This is a genomic window from Bacillus sp. FSL M8-0256 (assembly GCF_038005765.1).
Lineage (GTDB): Bacteria > Bacillota > Bacilli > Bacillales > Bacillaceae > Bacillus > Bacillus safensis.
The window spans coordinates 944,163-965,787 of record NZ_JBBOTU010000001.1 but is presented as its reverse complement, the minus strand read 5'-3'; the positions used below and the strand labels follow the sequence as shown (position 1 = coordinate 965,787).

Annotated in this window: 26 protein-coding genes; 8 read left to right on the top strand and 18 right to left on the bottom strand. The window is 41.4% G+C overall.

Features of this window, described 5'->3' with window-relative positions; genetic code table 11:
* Window positions 1-77 precede the first annotated feature (77 nt).
* Both NSQ76_RS04715 and NSQ76_RS04710 read right to left on the bottom strand, forming a co-directional pair.
* Window positions 78-1,061 (bottom strand): glycosyltransferase family 2 protein, encoded by a 984-nt coding sequence (locus NSQ76_RS04715; RefSeq protein WP_024425218.1) that lies wholly within the window; start codon window positions 1,059-1,061, stop codon window positions 78-80.
* A gap of 299 nt (window positions 1,062-1,360) precedes the next feature.
* Window positions 1,361-1,633 (bottom strand): YfhJ family protein, encoded by a 273-nt coding sequence (locus NSQ76_RS04710; protein ID WP_024425219.1) that lies wholly within the window; start codon window positions 1,631-1,633, stop codon window positions 1,361-1,363.
* Between the two features lie 116 nt (window positions 1,634-1,749).
* On the opposite strand from NSQ76_RS04710, the gene NSQ76_RS04705 reads away from it, so the two are divergent.
* Window positions 1,750-1,899: a small, acid-soluble spore protein K gene (locus NSQ76_RS04705; RefSeq protein WP_003217849.1), complete on the top strand. Its 150-nt coding sequence runs from the start codon at window positions 1,750-1,752 to the stop codon at window positions 1,897-1,899.
* Between the two features lie 25 nt (window positions 1,900-1,924).
* Window positions 1,925-2,098, top strand: a complete 174-nt coding sequence (locus NSQ76_RS04700; protein WP_008360604.1) for a YpzG family protein — start codon at window positions 1,925-1,927, stop codon at window positions 2,096-2,098.
* 23 nt (window positions 2,099-2,121) lie between these two features.
* Here the strand turns inward: NSQ76_RS04700 and NSQ76_RS04695 are convergent, their stop codons facing one another.
* Window positions 2,122-2,436: a YfhH family protein gene (locus NSQ76_RS04695; RefSeq protein ID WP_047202061.1), complete on the bottom strand. Its 315-nt coding sequence runs from the start codon at window positions 2,434-2,436 to the stop codon at window positions 2,122-2,124.
* A 3-nt stretch (window positions 2,437-2,439) separates the two neighbouring features.
* A complete protein-coding gene (recX, locus tag NSQ76_RS04690; RefSeq protein ID WP_024425221.1) occupies window positions 2,440-3,231 on the bottom strand; it encodes a recombination regulator RecX in 792 nt (263 codons plus the stop codon).
* 94 nt (window positions 3,232-3,325) lie between these two features.
* Here recX and NSQ76_RS04685 point away from each other — a divergent pair, with 94 nt between their 5' ends.
* The 3 genes from NSQ76_RS04685 (at window position 3,326) to NSQ76_RS04675 (ending at window position 4,602) form a co-directional block, all read left to right on the top strand.
* Window positions 3,326-4,222 carry a TIGR01777 family oxidoreductase gene (locus tag NSQ76_RS04685; RefSeq protein ID WP_268422590.1) on the top strand — a complete coding sequence of 299 codons (897 nt, stop codon included), beginning with the start codon at window positions 3,326-3,328 and terminating at the stop codon, window positions 4,220-4,222.
* A gap of 52 nt (window positions 4,223-4,274) precedes the next feature.
* Window positions 4,275-4,385, top strand: a complete 111-nt coding sequence (locus NSQ76_RS04680; RefSeq protein ID WP_017358836.1) for a YfhE family protein — start codon at window positions 4,275-4,277, stop codon at window positions 4,383-4,385.
* Between the two features lie 61 nt (window positions 4,386-4,446).
* Window positions 4,447-4,602, top strand: coding sequence for a YfhD family protein (locus NSQ76_RS04675; RefSeq protein WP_041087330.1), 156 nt, complete (start codon window positions 4,447-4,449; stop codon window positions 4,600-4,602).
* A gap of 38 nt (window positions 4,603-4,640) precedes the next feature.
* On the opposite strand, the gene NSQ76_RS04670 is transcribed toward NSQ76_RS04675, so the two are convergent.
* The gene (locus NSQ76_RS04670) at window positions 4,641-5,228 is read right to left on the bottom strand and encodes a nitroreductase family protein (RefSeq protein ID WP_341052764.1); all 588 of its coding nucleotides are present in this window, start codon (window positions 5,226-5,228) and stop codon (window positions 4,641-4,643) included.
* 271 nt (window positions 5,229-5,499) lie between these two features.
* Between NSQ76_RS04670 and NSQ76_RS04665 the strand changes: the two genes are divergently transcribed.
* On the top strand, window positions 5,500-6,756 hold the full coding sequence (locus NSQ76_RS04665; protein WP_024425225.1) for a transcriptional regulator: 1,257 nt from the start codon (window positions 5,500-5,502) through the stop codon (window positions 6,754-6,756).
* 36 nt (window positions 6,757-6,792) lie between these two features.
* On the opposite strand, the gene NSQ76_RS04660 is transcribed toward NSQ76_RS04665, so the two are convergent.
* From NSQ76_RS04660 to mprF, 3 genes are all read right to left on the bottom strand, one after another.
* Window positions 6,793-7,260 (bottom strand): thiol-disulfide oxidoreductase DCC family protein, encoded by a 468-nt coding sequence (locus NSQ76_RS04660; RefSeq protein WP_024425226.1) that lies wholly within the window; start codon window positions 7,258-7,260, stop codon window positions 6,793-6,795.
* Between the two features lie 333 nt (window positions 7,261-7,593).
* Window positions 7,594-8,142 (bottom strand): thioredoxin family protein, encoded by a 549-nt coding sequence (locus tag NSQ76_RS04655; protein WP_024425227.1) that lies wholly within the window; start codon window positions 8,140-8,142, stop codon window positions 7,594-7,596.
* Between the two features lie 92 nt (window positions 8,143-8,234).
* Complete coding sequence (mprF, locus tag NSQ76_RS04650) at window positions 8,235-10,805, bottom strand: bifunctional lysylphosphatidylglycerol flippase/synthetase MprF (protein WP_341052758.1); 2,571 nt, start codon at window positions 10,803-10,805, stop codon at window positions 8,235-8,237.
* A 168-nt stretch (window positions 10,806-10,973) separates the two neighbouring features.
* On the opposite strand from mprF, the gene NSQ76_RS04645 reads away from it, so the two are divergent.
* Window positions 10,974-11,444, top strand: coding sequence for a MarR family transcriptional regulator (locus NSQ76_RS04645; RefSeq protein ID WP_341052756.1), 471 nt, complete (start codon window positions 10,974-10,976; stop codon window positions 11,442-11,444).
* 22 nt (window positions 11,445-11,466) lie between these two features.
* Here the strand turns inward: NSQ76_RS04645 and NSQ76_RS04640 are convergent, their stop codons facing one another.
* The 6 genes from NSQ76_RS04640 to NSQ76_RS04615 form a co-directional block, all read right to left on the bottom strand.
* Window positions 11,467-11,748: a hypothetical protein gene (locus tag NSQ76_RS04640; protein ID WP_163115487.1), complete on the bottom strand. Its 282-nt coding sequence runs from the start codon at window positions 11,746-11,748 to the stop codon at window positions 11,467-11,469.
* Window positions 11,749-11,760: 12 nt separating this feature from the next.
* Window positions 11,761-12,288: a YfiT family bacillithiol transferase gene (locus NSQ76_RS04635; RefSeq protein ID WP_034623237.1), complete on the bottom strand. Its 528-nt coding sequence runs from the start codon at window positions 12,286-12,288 to the stop codon at window positions 11,761-11,763.
* A complete protein-coding gene (locus tag NSQ76_RS04630) occupies window positions 12,285-13,310 on the bottom strand; it encodes a zinc-binding alcohol dehydrogenase family protein (RefSeq protein ID WP_341052751.1) in 1,026 nt (341 codons plus the stop codon). The genes NSQ76_RS04635 and NSQ76_RS04630 overlap by 4 nt, the downstream gene beginning before the upstream one ends.
* 88 nt (window positions 13,311-13,398) lie before the next feature.
* On the bottom strand, window positions 13,399-13,902 hold the full coding sequence (locus tag NSQ76_RS04625; RefSeq protein WP_198457178.1) for a hypothetical protein: 504 nt from the start codon (window positions 13,900-13,902) through the stop codon (window positions 13,399-13,401).
* A 101-nt stretch (window positions 13,903-14,003) separates the two neighbouring features.
* Window positions 14,004-14,750 carry an anti-sigma factor gene (locus NSQ76_RS04620; protein ID WP_125587469.1) on the bottom strand — a complete coding sequence of 249 codons (747 nt, stop codon included), beginning with the start codon at window positions 14,748-14,750 and terminating at the stop codon, window positions 14,004-14,006.
* Window positions 14,747-15,313 carry an RNA polymerase sigma factor gene (locus NSQ76_RS04615; protein WP_024425234.1) on the bottom strand — a complete coding sequence of 189 codons (567 nt, stop codon included), beginning with the start codon at window positions 15,311-15,313 and terminating at the stop codon, window positions 14,747-14,749. The genes NSQ76_RS04620 and NSQ76_RS04615 overlap by 4 nt, the downstream gene beginning before the upstream one ends.
* 339 nt (window positions 15,314-15,652) lie before the next feature.
* On the opposite strand from NSQ76_RS04615, the gene NSQ76_RS04610 reads away from it, so the two are divergent.
* On the top strand, window positions 15,653-15,979 hold the full coding sequence (locus NSQ76_RS04610) for a YnfA family protein (RefSeq protein ID WP_098676633.1): 327 nt from the start codon (window positions 15,653-15,655) through the stop codon (window positions 15,977-15,979).
* A 58-nt stretch (window positions 15,980-16,037) separates the two neighbouring features.
* Here NSQ76_RS04610 and NSQ76_RS04605 read toward each other — a convergent pair whose 3' ends face one another.
* The 4 genes from NSQ76_RS04605 to NSQ76_RS04590 form a co-directional block, all read right to left on the bottom strand.
* Complete coding sequence (locus NSQ76_RS04605; RefSeq protein WP_341052745.1) at window positions 16,038-17,753, bottom strand: ABC transporter ATP-binding protein; 1,716 nt, start codon at window positions 17,751-17,753, stop codon at window positions 16,038-16,040.
* 12 nt (window positions 17,754-17,765) lie between these two features.
* Window positions 17,766-18,692, bottom strand: a complete 927-nt coding sequence (locus NSQ76_RS04600; protein WP_341052744.1) for an ABC transporter substrate-binding protein — start codon at window positions 18,690-18,692, stop codon at window positions 17,766-17,768.
* 110 nt (window positions 18,693-18,802) lie between these two features.
* Entirely contained in the window at window positions 18,803-20,407 is a 1,605-nt protein-coding gene (locus NSQ76_RS04595; protein WP_341052742.1) for an AraC family transcriptional regulator, read from the bottom strand.
* Window positions 20,408-20,476: 69 nt separating this feature from the next.
* Entirely contained in the window at window positions 20,477-21,517 is a 1,041-nt protein-coding gene (locus tag NSQ76_RS04590) for an NAD(P)/FAD-dependent oxidoreductase (protein ID WP_025093482.1), read from the bottom strand.
* Window positions 21,518-21,625 lie beyond the last annotated feature (108 nt).

Genomic DNA, 21,625 nt, shown 5'->3' with positions numbered 1-21,625 from the left:
TCCACAAAAGATCCACTGTTCTTTGAAACAAAACAACCCAGCAAGCGATTCGTGCTTGCCGGTTATTTGACTCCACGTTATTTAAATAACTGTGTTAACACTCGGTCTTGTTCCTTTGAGCTTGTCTCTTGTTCCATCACATTTGATTCCTGGATTAAATAATGCGGCCTCTTTTTCGTTTCATAATAGATACGGCCAATATATTCTCCAATCACACCTAGACTCAAAAGCTGGACACCTCCGAGGAACAGCACAGCCGATATTAAAGTAAAATAACCCGGCACCATAATGCCCGTTCTGACGATTTGAATAAAGGTGGCTACGATGTAAATCAATGAGAGAAATAAGATCAGTATGCCAGTATAAAAACAAATTCGCAGCGGGCGATTGTTAAAAGAAATGACGCCATCTATGCCATAGTTAAATAATTTCTTCAGTGACCATTTTGTATCACCATGCTGTCTTTCTACATTTTCATAATAGATGACCTTTTCTTCAAACCCAATCCAGCAAAAAAGCCCTTTCGAAAAACGATTTCCCTCTTTCAGCTGAAGCAATGCATCGATGGCTTGGCGTGAAATTAAACGGAAATCCCCGACGCCATCACGCAAGTCCACTTCTACTACCTTGTTCATCACCTTATAGTACATGGATGACAGGTAAGAGCGCAGCTTGCTGTCACCTTTGCGATTCCGTTTGGCAATGACTTGATGATATCCTTCTTCATACCCTCTGACAAAGTCCTGAATTAAATACGTCGGGTGCTGCAGATCGGCGTCCATAATAATCGCAGCTGCTCCTTTTGCATGTTCAAGACCTGCCAAAATAGCGGCTTCCTTTCCAAAGTTACGCGAAAAGGAAATATATTTAACCTTTGCACTTTTGCGAGAGAGCTCTCTCATGTATTGAAGCGTGTTGTCTTTGCTTCCATCATTCACAAAGATGATTTCAAAGTCATAATGAAAATCGCGAAACTCTTCCTCGAGTGCCTCAAAGATTCGTCTGATGTTTTCACCTTCATTGTAAGAAGGAATTATAACAGAGAGCAGTTCCCGTTCCATATCGCACCTTCTCTTCACTTTTTTCACATAGTCTGATATGTTCATTATTCCTTTTTTGTCAGAAAACGAAACCCTTTTTTATTATCCATAAATTACATGTCTCTTCAATCGTTTCATTATATCAGAGTTTTATTTCCAGTGATTTTCAGCAGGATGAATTTAATGTAATTTTAAGTTTAATCATTGTAAAAAGCCTGTAATTTCGATCACAGACTGGGTATTGTTTCATAAAGTTATTTGTTCGTTTGTATATTTTCCTTATGATTGAAAAAGATGAATGGAAGTAAAAGGGCAACCTTTTAATGAAGCAGCCCTCGATTGTTTTGTTGCAGATGCTCGTTTGCCTTTGATTGTTTATTTTGAAATAAATGCAGCTGCGCACCGTAGCTCTCGATCCACTCTTGGACAATTCGTTCTGTTGTTTCCTGTCCTTTATACTTGCGGCCAGCCTTTGCATAAGTCGTTTCAAAATCACTCCAAAGCAGCTCTACCCATGTACGTGCTTCGTCATATGTCAGCATATTGTTTTTTTCCATGAGTTGTTCTGTTAGTCGCTCAAAGTATTGTTCCATGCTTGTTCCTCCTTCATCTAGCAGAAAGTGCCTTTTTAAAAAAACTTCTTTTTTCATATACTACCCTTACGTCTTCAAAAGACGCAAATGATTTGTATTGTTTGGAGGGAATCGATATGCGTAATAAAGCAAAAGGCTTTCCAAATCAGGTAAATCACAAGTTTGAAGGCGAACCAGGCGCTACAGATGCTTATGCGTCTAAACGGCCGAATGGTGAAACGAATACACGTCCACAGGAACGTATGAGGGCATCAGGGAAACGCTAATTTTTCCAAAGGGAGTGCTTGAGATATGAGTTCAAATGGGAAATCGTATATGGCAGACTTTGTTCAATTAAGGACAACCGCTTACCCTCAACCATGGGCAAATGCAAAGCATTCTGCCTCTCAGGTCAACGGAGAAACGCAGCAAACGCAGCACGACATCGTACTTCAGAACAACGTCCGTAAACAGCGTTCTAAGTAAAGAAAAGGACTGATCACTTGGGATCAGTCCTTTTGCGTCAGCATTGAAATCGGCAGGGCATCTTCTTTATTTGGAGCCGATACTCTGTATCCCCACGCAAAAACGCCATTTAGATATTCCACATAAAACTCTTCTTCTGTGTCTTTGATTTGATAAGTCGTTTTCGTTTGAATCAAGGCTGGATCTAATAAATAGGCTTTCGCCATATCGATTTTCCGTTCTAAAACTGCGTATTCATTCACAATGCCAAGCTGCTCAGCCTTTCGTGCTTTTTCAGAAAGGGCGGCAATTTCCTGCTTCAATTCGTATTCTGTCATCTCACTATAGCGTTTTTCCATCTGTCATTCCCCTTTGTCTAAAACGTGATCAATTGTATCGAGATCAAAGCCTTTTCTGAATAAAAATTGCTTCACTTTCATCTTCTTTTCAAATGATCCGTCATATCCTACCTTGCGTTTTGCCTTCTCCAGCATATAAAGGAGGGCTTCTTCTTCCTTTTCCTCTTCTTGTCCATCATAGGCTTCTTGAAGGGCTTTATCAATGATCTCAAACGAAAATCCCTTTCGCTGCAGCTGCAGCTTGATGCGCTGCTCGATCTCTTTTGCAGAACGATTTTTTTCTTTTTTGACAAGCTTGAGAACCTGCTTTACAGCTTCCTCCAGCTGTAAGTCATCAGGGTATTGCGATAGCGCCTGTTCAATCGTTTCATCGTCTATCCCCTTGAGCTTCAATTCTTTTTTTAGGACGGACGGTCCTTTGCTGTTCGTTTTCCGGTGGGTGCTGACATAGGCTTCTGCAAATTCAAGATCATTTACATACTTATAATGCTTCAATTTGTGTATAATTTCACTAATAGCAGGTGCAGGGATTTCTTTTTTCGTTAAATAATCGGTGACTTCTTTCACTGATCTCATGCGGTAGGATAAATAATCAACGGCCTGCTGAAATCCTTTTTTCACCGAATCACCGAATTGAATTTCAATGATATCTGCTTCGTCCAGCTCTTTTCCTTTTTTCAAATCATGCTGGACGAGCACATCTAAATCAACGCTAAAGGCGTACTTTTCATCAAGAAAGATGTTGACCCGCTCGGTATTGTTTTTCTGAGCAGAAATTTTTGTAATATAGGGCATCCTGTGATCACTCCTTTTCCAAAACAGTCAGGATGTTTCTTCTGATTCAAAATCGTGAAAGATATAGGTATGTATATGAGAGGAGAGATGTCAATTGAATATCGCCATTACCGGAGGAACCGGTTTTATCGGCCAGCATGTCACAAAAGTGCTCGCTGCTGAGGGACATCATTTATATATTTTAACAAGAAATCCAAAGGAATCCGAACAAAATCATTTACATTATGTGCAGTGGCTGACTGAAGGTGCTGCGCCTGAGCATGAATTGCCTGCCATCGATGTATGGATTAACCTTGCTGGAAAATCTATTTTTACACGCTGGACAGACAAGGCAAAAGAAGGCATCCTCTCCAGCCGTCTCAAATCAACACAAGAGGTAAGACGTATTATAGAGGTGCAGGAATCAAAACCATCTGTGCTGATTCAAGCAAGTGCTGTCGGAATTTATGGCACATCTCAAACAGGAGATTTTACGGAGGAATCACCTCCTGCAGATACTGATTTCTTAAGTCATACATCAAAGCTTTGGGAGGCTGAGGGGCAAAAGATTGAAGCCCTCGGCATTCGTACGGTCTACACCCGCTTTGGCGTCGTGTTAGGCGAAAAAGGGACATTGCCACTGATGGCACTGCCATATAAGCTGTTTGCCGGCGGAACCATGGGCTCTGGCACACAATGGGTTTCATGGGTACATGTCGAGGATGTGGCACACCTCATTCAATATGCCATTCAAAACGACGACATTTCAGGACCACTTAATGTCACGTCTCCGAATCCTGTTCAAATGAAGCAGCTCGGACAAACCATCGCCTCTGTCCTTCACCGTCCTCATTGGCTGAAGGTCCCATCTTTTGCGATGAAAACGGTACTTGGCGAAATGTCATTACTTGTTTTAGAAGGCCAGCGTGCTCTTCCGAAAAAGGCACTGCTTTCTTCTTATGACTTTTTGCATCCTGAACTAAAAGAAGCGATTTTGCATTCTAAGGAATAAATGTTGTCAAAAACACCCATCCTATTAGAAATGATATGAGGGGGCGATTTTGATGAAGAAAAAAGAACACCAGCCAACTTCGAAGTTGAAGAAAACCCAGGAAGTCCTGTATCAGCAGGAATTCAAAAAAGCGGAAAGAGCAGCAGAAAAAAGAAACAAATAAGACGGATATTCCCCTCCAACAAGCACATAACTAAAGTGATCTTGTAAAGGAGGGAAAGGCTTTGAAAAAAGACCAACACAAAAAATCCAACCACGAGCTCGCAGCACAAGAGACGGATGGCGAATATGTTGAATTTTCCAAAGAACTTGCAGATCCGAATGACTTAAAAGCAATGGCACGTATGAAAGCGGCCGATCAGCGCGCCAAAAAACAATAAGTAAAAAAGCAGACCTTATTCAGCGGTCTGCTTTTCTTTTATTTGATTTCAGTAAGAAGACTTGATGCTTTCTGGCGTGATTTTTCCTCTGGCACCTCTTCTGGATAACCTATATGAAGGATCGCAGCAAACCGTTCGTTTTCCTTTAATCCCATTTCTTGTTGAAAGCCTTTGTCGTATAAAATACGTCCGCTCTTCCATACCATACCGATCCCTTGATCCCACGCAAGCAGCTGAAGATTTTGAATAAGTGCGCTGACAGCGGCAAAATCATCATTTCTCACCACAGGGTTCTCGTCTTCTTTTAGCACGACAAGTAAAAGTGCTGGAACCTTAGAAAAGTATTCTCTGTATTGATTAATTTTTTCTTCTTTTGCATCTGGGTTGATGCGCTGAAAGAAAGCAATAAAGCGCTCTACAAAAGTCGCTTTCGCTTCATCCGTCACCGCATATAAAAAGCGCCACGGCTCCGTGATTTTATGGTTCGGTGCATAGACCGCATCCTCTAATAGCGGCTGAAGCTGCTCAATCGTCACCGGTATGTCTTTGAATTTTCGAATCGATCGTCTATATCTGACAGCGTCTCGAACCGTTAACGCTTCTGTTTGTTGTTTCGTTTCTGGCATATATGTCATCCTTTCAATCAACTTAATTGAAATTGATTCTCATTCACATTATAAACGTCATCTCGTGCAGTTGCAAATCAAGTATCCCTCCTCCCCGTCTAAATAGTTGTTTGACTTTTTCAAGTAATGTTACAATCATATTACGTTTTAAACAAATTTTGAGAAAAAAGCCAAGATGATGAAATGATTTTCAAGTATTCCCATTTTGTCTGATCTGGTTTTTTTGTCAAAAGGCTTTCAACCATGATTGGAAGGGAGGCTTCTGGATGGAATGAAAATCAATATTGGACAAATCATTAAACTCTACCGTTATAAACAAAATATGACCCAATCTGAATTGGCAGAAGGAATTTGTTCTGTCTCTCATTTAAGTAAAATTGAAAATGGCTCAAAGGAGGCCAATCAAGATACGATCAATTTGCTGCTTGAACGGCTTGGCATCAGCCAAGAAAAGCTGTCACAAAAGGCGCGTCATCTGCTGTCACTTTTGGATGAGTTTCAAATGAATATGTATTTCTATGCTCTCGATCAGGCTGAACAAAATGCAGAAATGATCATTCAGCACGAGGAGCAGTTCTTTTCGCTCGATTTAGGAATTCAGTACCATTTGTCTTTATTTCAATTTTATTTATTAACGGACAAACAGCCGCTTGCCTTAAAAACACACCGCGTGCTCAAAAAATTCGAAAAAACCTTTATTGAAACGGAAAAAGAAATTTTTGAATATCTTGACGGCATTCATCAAATTAAAATTGGTCAGCTTGAAGATGGGCTCAAAAAGCTTGAAAGCTGCTTTTCCTACGCTTCAGTCGAACAAAGTGATTTGTATTATCACTATGCAAAAGCCCTTGGAAACATGGGACAGCTGGGTGATGCGCTTGAAGCGACACATCAAGCGATGGATTTATATAGACAAAAGAACAATTTCAAGCGGATTATTCACTGTACACTCATTCACGGCGTGATCTCACTTGAACTAAAAGCCTATCAAACTGCGAAGAAATATATAAAGGAAGTGATTTTGCACACGTCCCTTCATCCTGATGCCTATATTAAAATGTCCGCTTATTTTTATTACGGGGTGCTCTTAAAACGTGAAGGTGATTTCTCTTCAGCTGTGCCTTATTTACTAGATTCACTCAATTACTTTAATCAAGAACAGATAGAAGATCGTTACTGTGAAACGCTATATGAAATTGCGACACTATACGCTGAATATGACCGCAAAAAAGCACTTCCCTACATACACGAGCTGTTAAAACAGCCTCGTATTCAGCCAAACTGTTTATATATGATCAAAATCTATAAATTGATGATTGAGGAAAACCCTCTTGATTTGAAAACCTATTTGGTCGAAGCAGCCCTTCCTTACTTTGAACACAATGAGCTGCACAGTGAATATTTGTTTGCTCTTAGGACCTTACTTACCTATGCAGGTGCTGAGCTTGATGAGCAGGCCTATAAGTCCTACACAAAAAAATTGCTCGATCATTTAACAGTATATCTTCCCTATTACAAAAAAGCATGACCTTCTGCCGATCGAAGGTCATGCTTTTTCTATTTATTAAATGGTCTCTTGTTGATCTGTGTCATGATGGTTCACCCGTTTGACAGAATGAATATACCGTCTTTTTGCAAAGAAATCGTACGCATGCTGTCCAAAGCCAAGCCAGATGCTGAGCACGATGAATGGGACCGTTCCCCATAATGCAGGGATATGGCAGGCCATACGCAGCCAAGTATAAATCCCTGAATTCTTTTGATTTTTGGCTAGGGAAATAGACACAATTCGTTTTTCCGCCTTCTCTTCACTGATTTTATTCAGCCTGAGCAGCTGCGAGTGTCTAAAGGATTCAAAGTGAATCCGATTTTTCCAATCGAGTGATCTTAACACATCAATCGTTTTTGCACATGCAGGGCTTTGTCCGTCATAAAACACAAGCAGCCTCAGTGATTTAATGGAACGCTGTTCTCTTTTTTTCGATTCAGCGAGCTTCTTTTTTTCTTGATCGAGATAAATGATTTTTTTCATAAATTGATCGCCTGTCCTTTTCCGTCATTTTTTTAGTTCGTTCAAAGGAGATTACAACTAGATTACTATAGTTGCTGGGCCTCTTGTATTGGGAAAAAGCCAACCGTTGTGCGTTATATGAGCCTTTGGATAAGGGCAAAATCATTGATTTCATGGCATATATGAGGTTTTTCAACTAAAAGTGGTTGGGAAAATCGTGGTGCTTTGCGGTTTTCTGCGGTATTTGATAGAATTCTGCGGTTTTCTACATCTTTATGCGGTGGTTTTGTAGGTAAAACGCAAAAACAAGATAAAAAAAGACTACTTCCCATTGCGGCGAAGTAGTCTTTTGGTTTATATTTTTGCCAAAACTTCTACTATTTCTTTCTCAATATCTTTCCATAAGTAGCGGTCTGTCGTATAGTGATGTGCGGCTTCTTTCGCAAATACTTGAAAAGCTTCTTCATAATCAGGTGCATCTTTGTCCGGTTTTTTCTCGTCGACAAAGCGCTGCGCCTCTGCTGAGCGAGGTCCCCATTTGCCCACTTCATTCCCGTCCTGATCAATGATGACGATAATCGGAATCGATCTTGCGGTCCCGTTCGTTAAATACTGATCCATCAGGTCTAGATGCTCATCCCGAATGAAATAGCGCGCATCAATGAGTGCTTCATTTGCAATACGCATGAAAATTGGAACATTGACCATCGCATCTCCGCACCAGTCCGCTGTGATGACAAGAGCTCTGAGCTTTTTCTTTTGCAGCTTTTGAAGCAGCTCTTTTTCTTTTTGATGAATTGCATACTGGTTGTACACCGTGAGCAGATTTTCCCGGTTTTTCTCCATGTTGTGTACATATGTACGTTCAGCTAATCCCTTTGTAAACCATTCATTTAATGTCATATGAACATCCCCCTTACCCTTCAACTTTACCACTTTTGCTATTCTTTTGTCTAAAAAAACCTTCACCTAGTGAAAGGTAAAGGTCTTTTGGTTTATGGACGGCGCTTTCGATTTGGGTCCATCCCGATCAGCTTGGTGACAAGTACCATTGTGACAGGCAGTGACGTATTCTTTTTATACGCTAAATATTTCCCGCGCCATTCAGGCTTATATTTCTGTTTAAATGACCGTAAACCGCTGAAGCTGTACATGTATCTGACATTGTTGAAAATAACACTGGCCAAACGCTCCGTGAGAAAGGACTGATGGAACGTCCCCACATTCGATAAAGGTGCCATTCCCATGTTAAACGATTTGTAGCCTCTTTCTTTCGCCCATTGAAACAGGTGGATAAACAGCGCATCCATCATCCCGTTCGGTGCATCATGCATATGACGCATTAAATCGATGGAAATCTCCCCTTCTTGATACATCGGCATCAATGATACAAAGGAAATGATCTGCCCTTGCTCATCCTTTAGAATTGCAATCGGTGCTTTTTGAAGATAGTCTTCTTGAAAATAACCGAGCGAAAATCCTTTTTCTTTTTTCTTTCCGAGCCAGCTGTCAGAGATCTGCTTTAAGGTTGAGATCAACTCATTTGAAAAGGGAGGTTCCAGCATTTCAAAGGTGTAGCCTGCTCGTTCAAATTTATTCGCCACAGCTCGTAAATTTGATTTTTTCTTACCTGACAGAGTAAACGTTTCTAAATCGACCATGGCTTCTTCCCCAAGCTTAAAGAAGTGAAAGCCTAAGTCATGATAAAGAGCCATCCCTTCTCGTTCTACTTGATAAAAAGCGACGCGGTAGCCGGCTTTTTCTGTCTCCTGTAAAAACTCTTCAAGTACAAGCGGATAAGACGCCTCACGTCCAGATGGATCTCCGAGCACAATGACGCAGCGGCCAATTCGCCCAAACTGAAGCATTGCTTCTCCATCACTTGAGAAAAATAGTTTTTTGTCGCCTAAAAAGCCAAGATGACTGAGGGCATTTCCGCCCTTTTCTTCTAAAAACGTTTTTAGTTTTTCCTCATCTGCTTTTTCTCCAATCGGAAATGCTTTCTTATTAAAGATCAATTTACTAATGAAGAAGAAAAGCGGTACGCCGATGAGAGCGATCATGCTTGTCATCGTGATATGCCGTTCATTATGCACCAAGTAATCCTTACTCAAGAAATGCCCAATTTTTGTCCAAATAAAGTTGCCAATAACATTATAGTTAAAGAGCACGAATAAATAACCAGCGGCAGCCGCCACAAACTGATACAAGGAATAAGGTGCCTGCTGCTTTACAAATTGATTTCGAAGAGAGAAAAACACAGCCATGATGACTGGCAAAATAAAAATCAGACTGAGGTTAAACCCCTTTAACAAAGTAAACACAAAACCGCCTGCTAAAGAGATCATTGTCAGCACGTACGATCTTTTCGTTCTTTTATACACTTCAATGGACAAAATCATCAGAATGATTCCGAACATTAAAGAAAGACCATTAAATCCTGATAACAGAAAGCGCGGAATGCTGGTAATCACACCTAATCGATCGACTGGAAGCACAACAGATGCCATGATAAGCAAGCCGCTTCCAAAGGTTAAAATCGATAAAGATCCGTACAATAAACGGATTAATAAAGCACGGTGCAAAACAATTAAAACGTTCGTCGTTTCAATGGCAGGTGCCATTTTCGGATTGCCTTCAAGACGTCTAAGCGTCGTTCCCGTTAAATCGTAAGCAGCTAGACAAAGCCCTAAGATAAACGGGAAAATCGAGTACACGAAGCGGTACAAGACGAGCGCCGTCAGCACCATCTCTTTATCAAAACCAATGTATTGCATGCTCAGTAAAAAGATAAGGTCAAACGAACCAAATCCGCCCGGAACCATACTGATTAAACCGCCGATTGACGCAATCGCAAATACACCTAAGACTATTCGGACATCGACATTCATCCCCATAGAGACGACAGCCATGTACATGACAAGTCCAGCTGCCAGCCATTCTAAAAACGATGCACCGATATAAGCGTAAATTGGATGCTTTAGTCCATTTTCACCGCTCTCGATCGAGCTTTTTCGAATGGATGCCATGACGATATAAATCGGTACAATACAGGCAAAGATAATGACAAATGCCCATAGCCACGGCTCCTGGCTGATAATACTTTCAACAGGAAGCACCCTGACCAAGATCAAATCACTGAAAATAGATAAGCCCAAAAGGACAGAGGAAGTCAAAAGGGCAATGCCTTTCAGCAATTTTTTCGTATCTGTTATGTACTCCTTATAGAGAAGCGTTCTAAGCCCTGCTCCTGATAGACCGCCAAATCCAAGAACACTGTTAAAGGAGTTCGCAATCCATGAAATGCGTATCGTTTTCCAGCCGCTGATGGGCATATCAAGGCTTTTTCGTAAAATAAAATCATATAAGGACATCGATAAAACCGCGACAAGTCCAAGAAAGACAAGAATAAACAAGTCCATTCGGTTCAAGCTGTCAATAATATAAAACGTCTTTTTAATGGAAAGTCCGCTCAGCTCCTGCTTCGCGACAAAAATCAAGACAAGGATAATGACGATCGGAAAAAGCATTTTTAAGATCGTCATACCCGTTTTTTTGTTCCACATGTTTTTCCCAACTTTCTAGGTTGCTTCATTATTTCAACTGAACATTATTATACAACAAATACCACTTGATTCATGCAGTTTAACATTCAAAAGCTTGACGAACCTTTCAATTAGAAGTAAAAATCAGTAATATAAAGAAAAAGAGCCGCTTAAAGGAAGTGAACAAGCGTGGAATATAATATTCATGACACCACCGTATTAAAAGAAGAGATTCTATCTCCAGAAGAAAAAAAGACATGGGTTCTTTATATGAAAGTACTCACAGCTGCAGGTCTTGGAGATGTTTCTGAATGGATGAAGCTTGATATGAGTATGCCTCAAATGAAGGTGCTCATGCTGCTCAATAACCATGGCTCTCCCGAAATCGCTGAAAAAATGGGCGCTTCTTTGTCCAATATGACAGGTCTGCTTGACCGGTTAGAACAGTCTAACTTTGTCGTTCGAAAGCACTCTGAGCGTGACCGGAGAATCATTGTCGTAGAACTGACAGAGGAAGCGAAAAATATTTTCAGAAGTATTTATCAAAAAGGACACGAAAAAATCAAAAATTCCCTGCAGCGGCTCAATGACGAGGAAAAAGAAAAAGTCAATGAAGGCCTTGCTATCTTAGAAAAAGCACTGCGTCCTGAACGCGGCTAAACATGAAAAGGGAAAAAGACGGTCACTTGAGGTCCGTCTTTTTTGTTTCTTCTACTTGTCGATCTGGGGTGAAAAGATTTTTACGAATCACTTCCCTATCATCCCATAAAAGATAGGCTAAGCCAATGATGAGGAAAAAAATGCTGATCCACGTACCGCCAGGAATCAGCTGTTCAAGTTCCTCAATCGTTCTTTCTGAGCCTAAGCTGTTACTATAGCGTATCTCAAAAAGAACATATTTCGCTATATAAAACAATGCCGCCATACAGATAAACATGGCACCGACAATTCTTCTTCCAGACATGCGTTTACTCCTTTAATTCCACTGATTTCTTTTGATTAATTCCGTAATATGAGCAAGGTGATGCTTTGAATGCCAGACGTACATTCCTGCTGCATCATATAAGGACACCGTTTGTTGATCGGCAGGGTGATAATAAGAAGCGTTGAAGTCCTCCTCTGACATTCCCCGCAGTAAAGTGACCCACCTGCGATGCAGACTGCTGATCAAAGGCAGGGATAAACTGATGGGCGCCTTGCTGTCAGGAAGTGAGGCAAATCCCTCCTGATCATATGGACGTATGTCCGGTGTATCTTCTGTGAGAGCAAGCTTGAATCGTAAGTATGCATTTAGATGGCTGTCTGCTACGTGGTGAATGAGCTGACGAACAGTCCATCCTCCCGGGCGATAAGGTGTATCAAGCTGAGCATCTGTCAGCGGTGCAGTCACCGCTTCATACTCTTTTGGGATTGCAGCCAGCTGTTCAATCCATGCTTCAAGCTGTGCTTTCGTTTTTGTTTCAACCGGTTCATATAAGCCAATCGGATATTGTAATGACGTCATACGCTTTCTCCTCTCTCAAATCCTTCAAGCACAAATTTTCCAATCATCTTTCCTTGCTCAAGCGTTTGATGTGCCTGCTTCAAGTTAGCAGCATTGATCGGACTGAGAACCTTTGTTAAGGTATGCGTTATTTTTCCCTGCTCAAATAACTCACCCGCCTCTGTCAAAAGCTCATGCTGTTTGATCATGTCCGCTGTTTCATACATAGGGCGTGTGAACATGAATTCCCATACAAATGCCGCACTTTTATTTTTGAGTAATTGAATGTCTAGGTTGTGTTCGTTTTCGACAATGGTACAGATCGTGCCTTGCGGTTTTATCGCTTCTGCCATGCCTTTGAAATGTCCATCTGTATCATTTAAGCATAAAATAAAATCCACTTCGCCGATTCCTTTTTCCTCGAGCTGCGCTAAAAGCGGCTGGTGATGATCAATGATATGATCGGCACCTAATGACAGACACCACTCTTTTGTTTCTGGTCTTGATGCGGTAGCGATCACGTTTGCCTTCGCTAATTTGGCTAGTTGAATGGCGATAGACCCAACACCGCCTGCACCACCAATGATCAGCAAGGTTGAACCTTCAGCATTCCGCTTCATATGCATCCGGTCAAATAAAGCCTCATAAGCGGTAATTGTTGTAAGGGGCATCGCGGCTGCTTCTGCAAAGGACAGATTGGCAGGCTTTTTCGCCACAATACGTTCATCCACAAGCTGATATTCACTATTCGACCCTTGACGCGTAATATCTCCCGCATAGTATACGTGATCACCTGGCTGAAACAATGTACACGCTTCGCCCACTTCAACAACCGTACCGCTTGCATCGAAGCCAAGAATTTTCAGTTTTTCTCCCTTCTGATCCTTCGGTGATCTCACCTTTGTATCAACTGGATTCACTGACACAGCCTCTATCTTCACGAGTACATCCCTTCCAGACGCCTTAGGCTTTTCAACCTCCTGATCCATCAGGCTTTGCTCATGCTCAATCGGCAAATACTCCAATAGTCCAACTGCTTTCACTCGCTCGCACTCCCTTTCCATTCTTTCTTTCCACATTTTATCATAATTTTCTGATGTTTATGGCTGGATCAACCGAGTGATGGCACATTTATGACCTTTTCAGGGCCTTTCGCTCCCTCGCCATGTATGAAGGACGTGCTTTTTGCAAAGAAGGAACATAAGTGAACCAGCTGTTGGATTTAAAAAATAGCTGAACGTAGTAAAACTGGACGTGCTGTAGAAAAACGATGATCAATAGAAAAAGAGTGAATGAGAGTGTAGATAGATCCGCACTTCCTTGTATCCATTCATTGATCAATACAATGACAAAACTGAGGATGAGGAGCTGTTCAACTCTTTGCACGAGCTGGCTAAAGAGCTGCCCGCGTTTTGATAAATCACCAGACTGGTGCTTTCTAATCTTTCTCGATTTGTAGAACCAAATGATACTTTCTGTTATGTTATGAATCATAAAAAGAGCGATGAGGACGATCAATAAAGGTGATGGGGTATAAAGGACTTGTGCAACGAACGGAAACACTAAAAAATAACAGGCAATCAATGCGTGTCTGACTGATAAGAGAAATAGGTCTTTTTCTATAGATGTTTTCATCTGTTTCACCTCCATATGTACTACGTTTTAATTGCCAAAATGTTCCCCTTCGCTATCAAAAAAAGGATGCCCCAAGAAGGCATCCTTTTCATGAATAAAGCTTAAAAAGCAGCGCTTAGTACGACAGGACCTTGTGGGAGCTTGTTATCCTTTTTTGGTTCAAGGGTCACAGCCACGGTATCCCATGATTCGCTTGCTTCTTTTTCAGATAACGCATAGGTGACGGTTCCTTCCCCTTTGTTATCTGTTTTAAAGGCACCGGCTGGAACCGGCTGATCTCCTTTAATGAGCCACACTTGATAAACAGCAGATGAATCAAGCTGACCCTTTAAGCCGTCTGCACTCACCACAAGTTCTTTTTTGCCGTTATGCTCTATCACTGAAAAAGCACCCGTCGTTTTTGGTGATGCGGCCGATGCCAGTGATTTTGTGGCAACAACCCTGACAGGTTCTTCCGCCTGTTCTTTTCCATTCGATAAGAAATACACATTTCCAGCTGCTGATATGAGAAGCAGTGCCGCAACGAGCGGTAAGAGCCACTGGTTTCGTTTCTTTTGCAGCGGTTTAATTTCGTTTGGCTCAGGTGCAGCCTTGAGCTCTTTTTTATGGCTATTCTTTTCTTCGACTGTCTCCTCTTCAAACACCTGGGATAAAATACGGTCTTTCATCCCTGCCGGAGGTATTTGGTCTTCGGCTAGAAATGGAATGTCAGACATGAGCGATGTCAATTCTTCAAGCTCTTCTTTGCAAGCTGAGCAGTGCTTGATGTGCGCTTCAAATTGCGTTTTTTCTTCTCCTTGTAAATGCCCATTAAAATAATCAATTACTTGATGTTTACACTGATTCATGCCTCTTCCTCCTTTCCACCGCGCGACAGTTTCGATCGCAAATGCTTCAATGACAATCGAACCCTTCCCTTTACCGTACCAATAGGGATGCCCAGCTTTTCGGCGATGCTCTTTTGTGTCATCCCTTTAAAATAAACATCTTCTATAATGGTTTGCTGTTCTTTTGACAATGTAGATACTGCTTCACGTATGTTCTGTTTTTCCTCGTTCCATTCCACTTCTTTTGATACATCTTCTTGATGATCAGCTAAATATTCAATATGCTCATCTTCCAAAGCCGTTTCATTCCGATGCTTTCTTAAAAGGTCAATGGCCGTGTTGCGTGACATCATGAATAACCACGAGGAGAATTTCCCTTTATCGGTATGATATTCTCCTATGCCGCGCCAGAGCTTGATGAAGACCTCTTGAAGTACTTCCTCCGCGAGCTCACGGTTGCCAGTCATTTTATAAATAAACGAATATAATACACGTTCATAACGATCGTACAGCACTTCAAGCGAGGGCTTGTGACGATCATATTTGATCTTGTGATACAGCTCAAAATCTTGCAATGTGTCCATGGTCATCTCCTTCCTTTTTCATGAGAAAGAGCATGCGCATCCATCATGAAATCCTTCACGTATTGCTTATCACTCGATTTGCTGAAATAAGCCTACCTTGTACTTTACTCTTTTTTCAAGGAGAAAAAAAGAGCGCTGAAATAGGAAGTGTGCTCCTCATGAGAATGTACTTACTTTACGACATAACAGACCATTTGGATCACCGAATCCATGTGTGACCACTCTCTGATCAGTTGATTTTAGTAAACTCTCATCTCCCTCTCAATTTAATTGAGGTAGAACGCATTCTTTCCACATGTCATAATAGGGTGTAAATTGGAGAAATTGGAGTGTCCGTATATGATGGTGACGATTGTTCTTTTTTTATTAGCAGGTTTAGCAGAAATTGGAGGCGGCTATTTGGTATGGCTTTGGCTGCGTGAAGCAAAACCTGTCAGCTTCGGGATCGCCGGCAGCCTCATCTTGGTTGCATATGGCGTCATTCCAACCTTCCAGCAGTTCCCGACTTTCGGACGGGTTTATGCTGCCTATGGCGGTGTTTTTGTCATTCTTGCTGTATTGTGGGGCTGGTGGGTCGATCGAAAAACACCTGATCTATATGACTGGATGGGGGCTTTGATCTGTTTGGCTGGAGTCAGTGTGATGTTATTTGCGCCTCGCAGTTAATTTCTCATTTTCTATACATCAAAAAGGGCTAAAATGATTTTTAGCCCTTTTTGAAATGTTACATTCTAAATTGTGTTTCGTATAAACGACGGTACAGACCATCTATTTTGAGTAATTCTTCATGTTTTCCCTGCTCTTTTACGCCTTCTTTTGTGAGAACGATAATGCGATCGGCATGCTGAATTGTCGCTAAACGATGCGCAATGATAAAGGTCGTTCGTCCTTCAGCCAGCTCTTCTAGTGATGCTTGAATAAAAGACTCTGTCTCGGTATCAAGCGAAGAGGTCGCCTCATCTAAAATGAAAATAGGCGGATTTTTCAAGAAAATACGTGCTATGGAGATACGCTGTTTTTGTCCTCCAGATAACATCATCCCGCGCTCACCAATGACCGTATCAAGTCCTTTTGGCAGACTATTGACTAAGTCCATTAGCTGAGCCTTCTCTACTACTTGCCAAATCTCTTCTTCAGATGCATTCAGTTTTCCGTATTGGATGTTTTCACGTATTGTTCCATGAAATAAATAAATCTCCTGCTGCACGACACCAATTTGTGCGCGCAGCGATGCAAGTGTCATCTTTCGCGTGTCTATGCCATCAATTGTAATACTCCCCTCCTGCCATTCATAAAACCGGGGAAGCAGATTACAAAGCGTCGATTTTCCAGCACCAGATGGACCGACAATGGCAATTTTCTCTCCTTGTTTGACCTCAAGATTGATGTCATGCAGCACAGGTTTGTTTGATTCATATTGAAAAGAGACATGCTCAAAAATGATATTCCCTTTTAACTGATGGACTTCGATTGCATCCTCATCATCCTTTTCATCTGGTGTTTGATCGATCAGTGATGCGAATCGTTTAAAGCCTGCTGCACCTTTTGGATACATTTCAATGACTGCATTGATTTGTTGAATGGGTCCTAAGAAAATACCTGTTAATAGCACGAATGAAACAAATTCCCCATATGTCATATTTTTTTGCAGCACAAACCATGCACCGCACACCAGTCCAAATACGGTGACATTTTTAATGAGTAAATGACTCACTGCTGTATGCAGTGCCATCATTTGATACGTTGTCAGTTTTGTTTTTCTAAACTGCTCGTTATGCTCGATAAAACGATCCATTTCATGTGACTCATTCCCGAAGGCTTTCACCACACGAATGCCGCTAATATTGTTTTCCACTCGTGAATGGAATTGTCCAATGCTTGAAAACATTTTATCAAAAGCAGCAGACATTTTTTTCGTAAAGTAGACTGATAATCCGATCAGGAATGGAACGACAATAAATGTGAGAACCGCAAGCTGCCAGTTAATCGATAGCATCAAACCAAACGCGCCCGTTAATGTCATGATGGCGATAAATAAATCCTCTGGGCCGTGATGTGCCATCTCTCCAATATCCATTAAATCATTGGTCATACGGGAAACGAGCTTTCCTGTTTTCTTTTGGTCAAAGAAACGGAAGGACATTCTTTGTACATGAGAGAATAGTTGATTCCGCATATCGGTCTCAATATTGATCCCCAACTTATGGCCAAAATAAGTCACAACGTAATGCATGGTGGAGCTGATGACATATAAAATGAGCAGCAAACTGCCCCAGAACCAAATGGCTTCCCAATTACCATTTGGCAGTAAATCGTCCATCACTTTACTGATGGCTAGTGGAAAGGATAGTTCGAGTAAGGCCGCCAGTACAGCACAGGAAAAATCTAATATAAATAGCCCCATATAGGGTTTGTAGTATGAAAAAAAGCGTTTAAACAATTGACAGACCTCCTAATGATGAGATAAATCTGTCAATAAATCAGCAAACTTTTCAGCTTGATTCATGACTGCAATGGGATCATAAGGCCAAAAGAATTCTGCATCCAGTTGATAGGTTTGCTCTTTTTTAACAGCTTTTAAACTCTTCCAGATGGAATTATTTTTATCAAATGTCCCGCCATTGGATTCATCAATGAAGATATAATCCCCTGCATATTTCGGAAGGGTTTCATAAGAGAGTACCTCATAGCCTGTCTTACTGTTTAAAATTGTATCTTCAACCTCTTTTGGCGGATTCACTTTCAATTGTTGATATAGCGCCTGTCCGCCTCGGTAAATTCCGTTCCCATACACATACACATCGTTTTTAAATGCGCCCATGATGGAAACTGTTTCATTCTCTTTTAATGCAGACTTTACTTTTTTTCGAGCTGCTTCAATGCGTTGATCAAAAGAGGCGAGAAACGCCTTACCTTCCTCTTCTTTGTTCAGCACCTTAGCCAAAGTTGTGATTTCCTCATGTGCGTCTTTGAATGAATTGTAAGGATATACGAGTGTTGGCGCTATTTTTTTATCCACATCATAGATTTTTTCGTCCTGTACTGCGGTGATAATTAGATCAGGCTTTAAGCTAAGTACTTTTTCAGCTGAACGCTCGTCACTAATATCCTCTATCCCTTTGATCTTGTCCTTCAGGTGTACATTCTTTAAATCTTGTGTTGTTGCACCTACAGGGTGAACATCCAATGCAATTGCACTGCCTAGATATCCATCTATGAGAATGCGTTTTGGGTTTGCTGGAATGTCGATTTTTCCTTTTACAGTCTCAATGGTTTTCATTTGCTGCTTTGTTTCTGCCGTTTTGGCTTGTTCTTTATTGCCACAGGCTGACAATACCAGCATGAAGATGACAGCACATATCCAATATGTTTTTTTCATATGAGTATTCCTCCTTCATTTTTCTAATACAAATGAGAATAGTTATCAATTACTAGTCTCATGTATTCTACCAACCTCATACGAAGTGGTCTATGGAGGATTCTCGCAACTTACATATGGACAATTGTTGGATCGGCTGCCACAGTCAATCGGGAGACAAAACGGTCAATCAAATGAAGAGCCCGCTCCCCTTCATCAAATCGAAAATCCTCTAGCTTTAATGGGTAGAAGGTTCCATTTTTCACAGCGGACAATTGACGAAGAACATCGCTTTCCTCCATTCGCTGATCCATTTGTTCATACCACCCATGTTCAACACCTACAATAAAAAACATGTGATCCGCCTCGTATTCTCTTAACCTTTCTAAAGGAATGACTGTATGTTGATTGGGGAGAAGAACTTCTTCTAGAATCATCTTCGGAGGCTTTAAGTCAAGCGTTTCGTAAAGATAGAAGGCGCCTCTAGCCTGATAGGACCATATATACACTTTGTCATGTCCTCTCATTTCATAAATGGCCGCTGTCTCTCCTTTTTCCCTAAAGGAAGATAGATCATTTCTTGCTTTTTCACTCAGATGTTCGAAGCGTTTCACCCATTCATCTGCCTCTTTCTCTCTTCCTAACAGACGACCTGTAGATAAGACCTCTTGTACAACATGACCACCGGCATATGGCAGAACAAGGAGAGGAGCAATCCGCTCCAACCGCTTGATCAACGCAGGCTTCGAATAAAAATAGTTAGGAATAATGATTAAATCTAGTTGAAGTGATGTGAATACGTCATCAGGTGTGTGTTCATCTATGACCAGCGCACCGGCCAGCTGATCTTTGAGTATATCTGAATGGTGAAAGGTTTCTTGGTCAATGCAGACAGGCCGAATGCCTAGCGCGGCCAATGACCCGACAAATTGAAAAGCAGCAATTCGCTCTGGTCTTCGATTATTTCGGAACTGACTAGGGGACCTTCCTGTCTTCTGCCTGAATATCCTGCTGAAATATAAACTGTCTGTATAGCCCACTTGCCGCGCAATCATTTGGATTTGATCATCTGCTTGCAAAAGACGTTTTTTTGCTTCATCTATTCGAATTTGTGCAAGATAGTCAGTCACACTCAGTCCCATACTTTGTTTGAAAAAGGTCGAAAAATAACTCTCATGAAAACCCATCTTATGGGCCAAGTCTTTTCTCGTTAGCTTTTTTTCATAATGCTGCGCCATATACTGCAAAATCATTTCAATAGAATAATGCACCTTCTCAGCGTATGGCTTGGATTGACGATGAAAAATGTGCATGATGTCCTCCAGCCTTTTCTCCTGTTCTCGGATGCACTGACTCACCTTCATTTGTTTGATGTAGGAAAAAAGCACGGCAGAGCCTTTGACCATTGCGCCATTATCCGGCAGATCATCATAACTCATCTTAAAAACCAATTCATTTTGCGCATCATTTGTCAGGATAAACTGATCAAATGTGATCGTATAAATCGCCACCTGCCCGCTTGATAAAGATTGGAGCATTACGTTTATACCTGAGCGGATCAACATACTGTCTTTTGCGTTTAGCTGATATTGCAATCCTTCCATTTCAATTCTCACAGATCCATCGCATGTCAAGAACATAGGGAAAGATGTCTGCCAGGAGACTGCTTGTTTGACAGAAAGAAAGCGCTCTCTACTTTCTTTTATACGCAGAATGGTATGAGTACGGATTGTCATTTTCTTCTTCTCCTTCCATATAAAAAAAGTGCTAAAATTTTAGCACTTCAATGGTTGACTGGATATTCATTACCGAGCTCCAGCTGTTTGTAATTCTTTGTTTTTCTCCTTAAAGCGTTCGTTATGAGAGGAAACGTATGCCACTTTTTCAGCTTCTGGTTCGATGTACAGCTTTGCGCTATTCAGTGCATTGACTCCATCAACAAACGTGCCGGCAATTAAGCGGACCTTGCTTTTATGTGTACACAAGTCGCCTACCGCATAGACGCCCGGTAAATTGGTTTCCATTTTTTCATTAACCTCGATCAGTCCCCACTCACCTTGCTTGAGGCCCCATTCTGATAGCACGCTTAAATCGCCTTTCATCCCGTGATTGACAATCACAGCATCTGTTTCAATTCGTTCTTTTTCACCTGTCTCTATGTTTTGAATAGTGACAGCAGCAATTTTGTCGCCTTGACCATGCAGCTCTGTTAGTTCATGCGGAGTTAAAATTCGTTTGCAAGTTGCCTTCATGTTGGCGACGTTTTTCTCATGTCCGCCAAACATGTCACGCCGATGCACGACGGTGACACTTTCAGCAATCGGTGCAAGGGCATTGGCCCAGTCAACCGCTGAATCGCCGCCTCCAGAAATCACAACCCGCTTCCCTGCAAATGTCTTAAGCTCCTGGACAGTGTAATAAAGGTTTGTCACTTCATAGCGGTCTGCATCCTCGATTTCAAGTTTCCGCTGAACTGGAATGCCGTGACCCATCGCTAATATGAGGGTCTTTGTCAAATGACGATCACCATTTTCAGCCGTCAGTATGATGTGATTATGTTCATCTCGCTCAAATGACGTGATTTTTTGATTCAGTGCAATCTCTGGTTCAAATGTTTTCGCCTGTGTTTCCAGCTGCTGTATCAGCTGTTCTCCTCTTGTTGGCGGTAAACCGCCGACATCCCAAATGACCTTTTCAGGATACAGAAGGATTTTCCCGCCAAGGCTTTCGTTGTACTCAAGTACCTTCGTCTTTAAGTCCCGCATCCCACTATAAAAGGCGGTGTACATGCCTGCTGGACCGCCGCCAATAATGGTGACGTCAAACAATTCAAGCTGATCTGTCATTTGAGTCCCTCCAGTTTTCCATCGAATGATCTATTTTTCAGTGATATTGATTCTCATTATCATATGTACCTATTGTAGTCTACTCTAGTGAAGAGAATCAATAGCTTT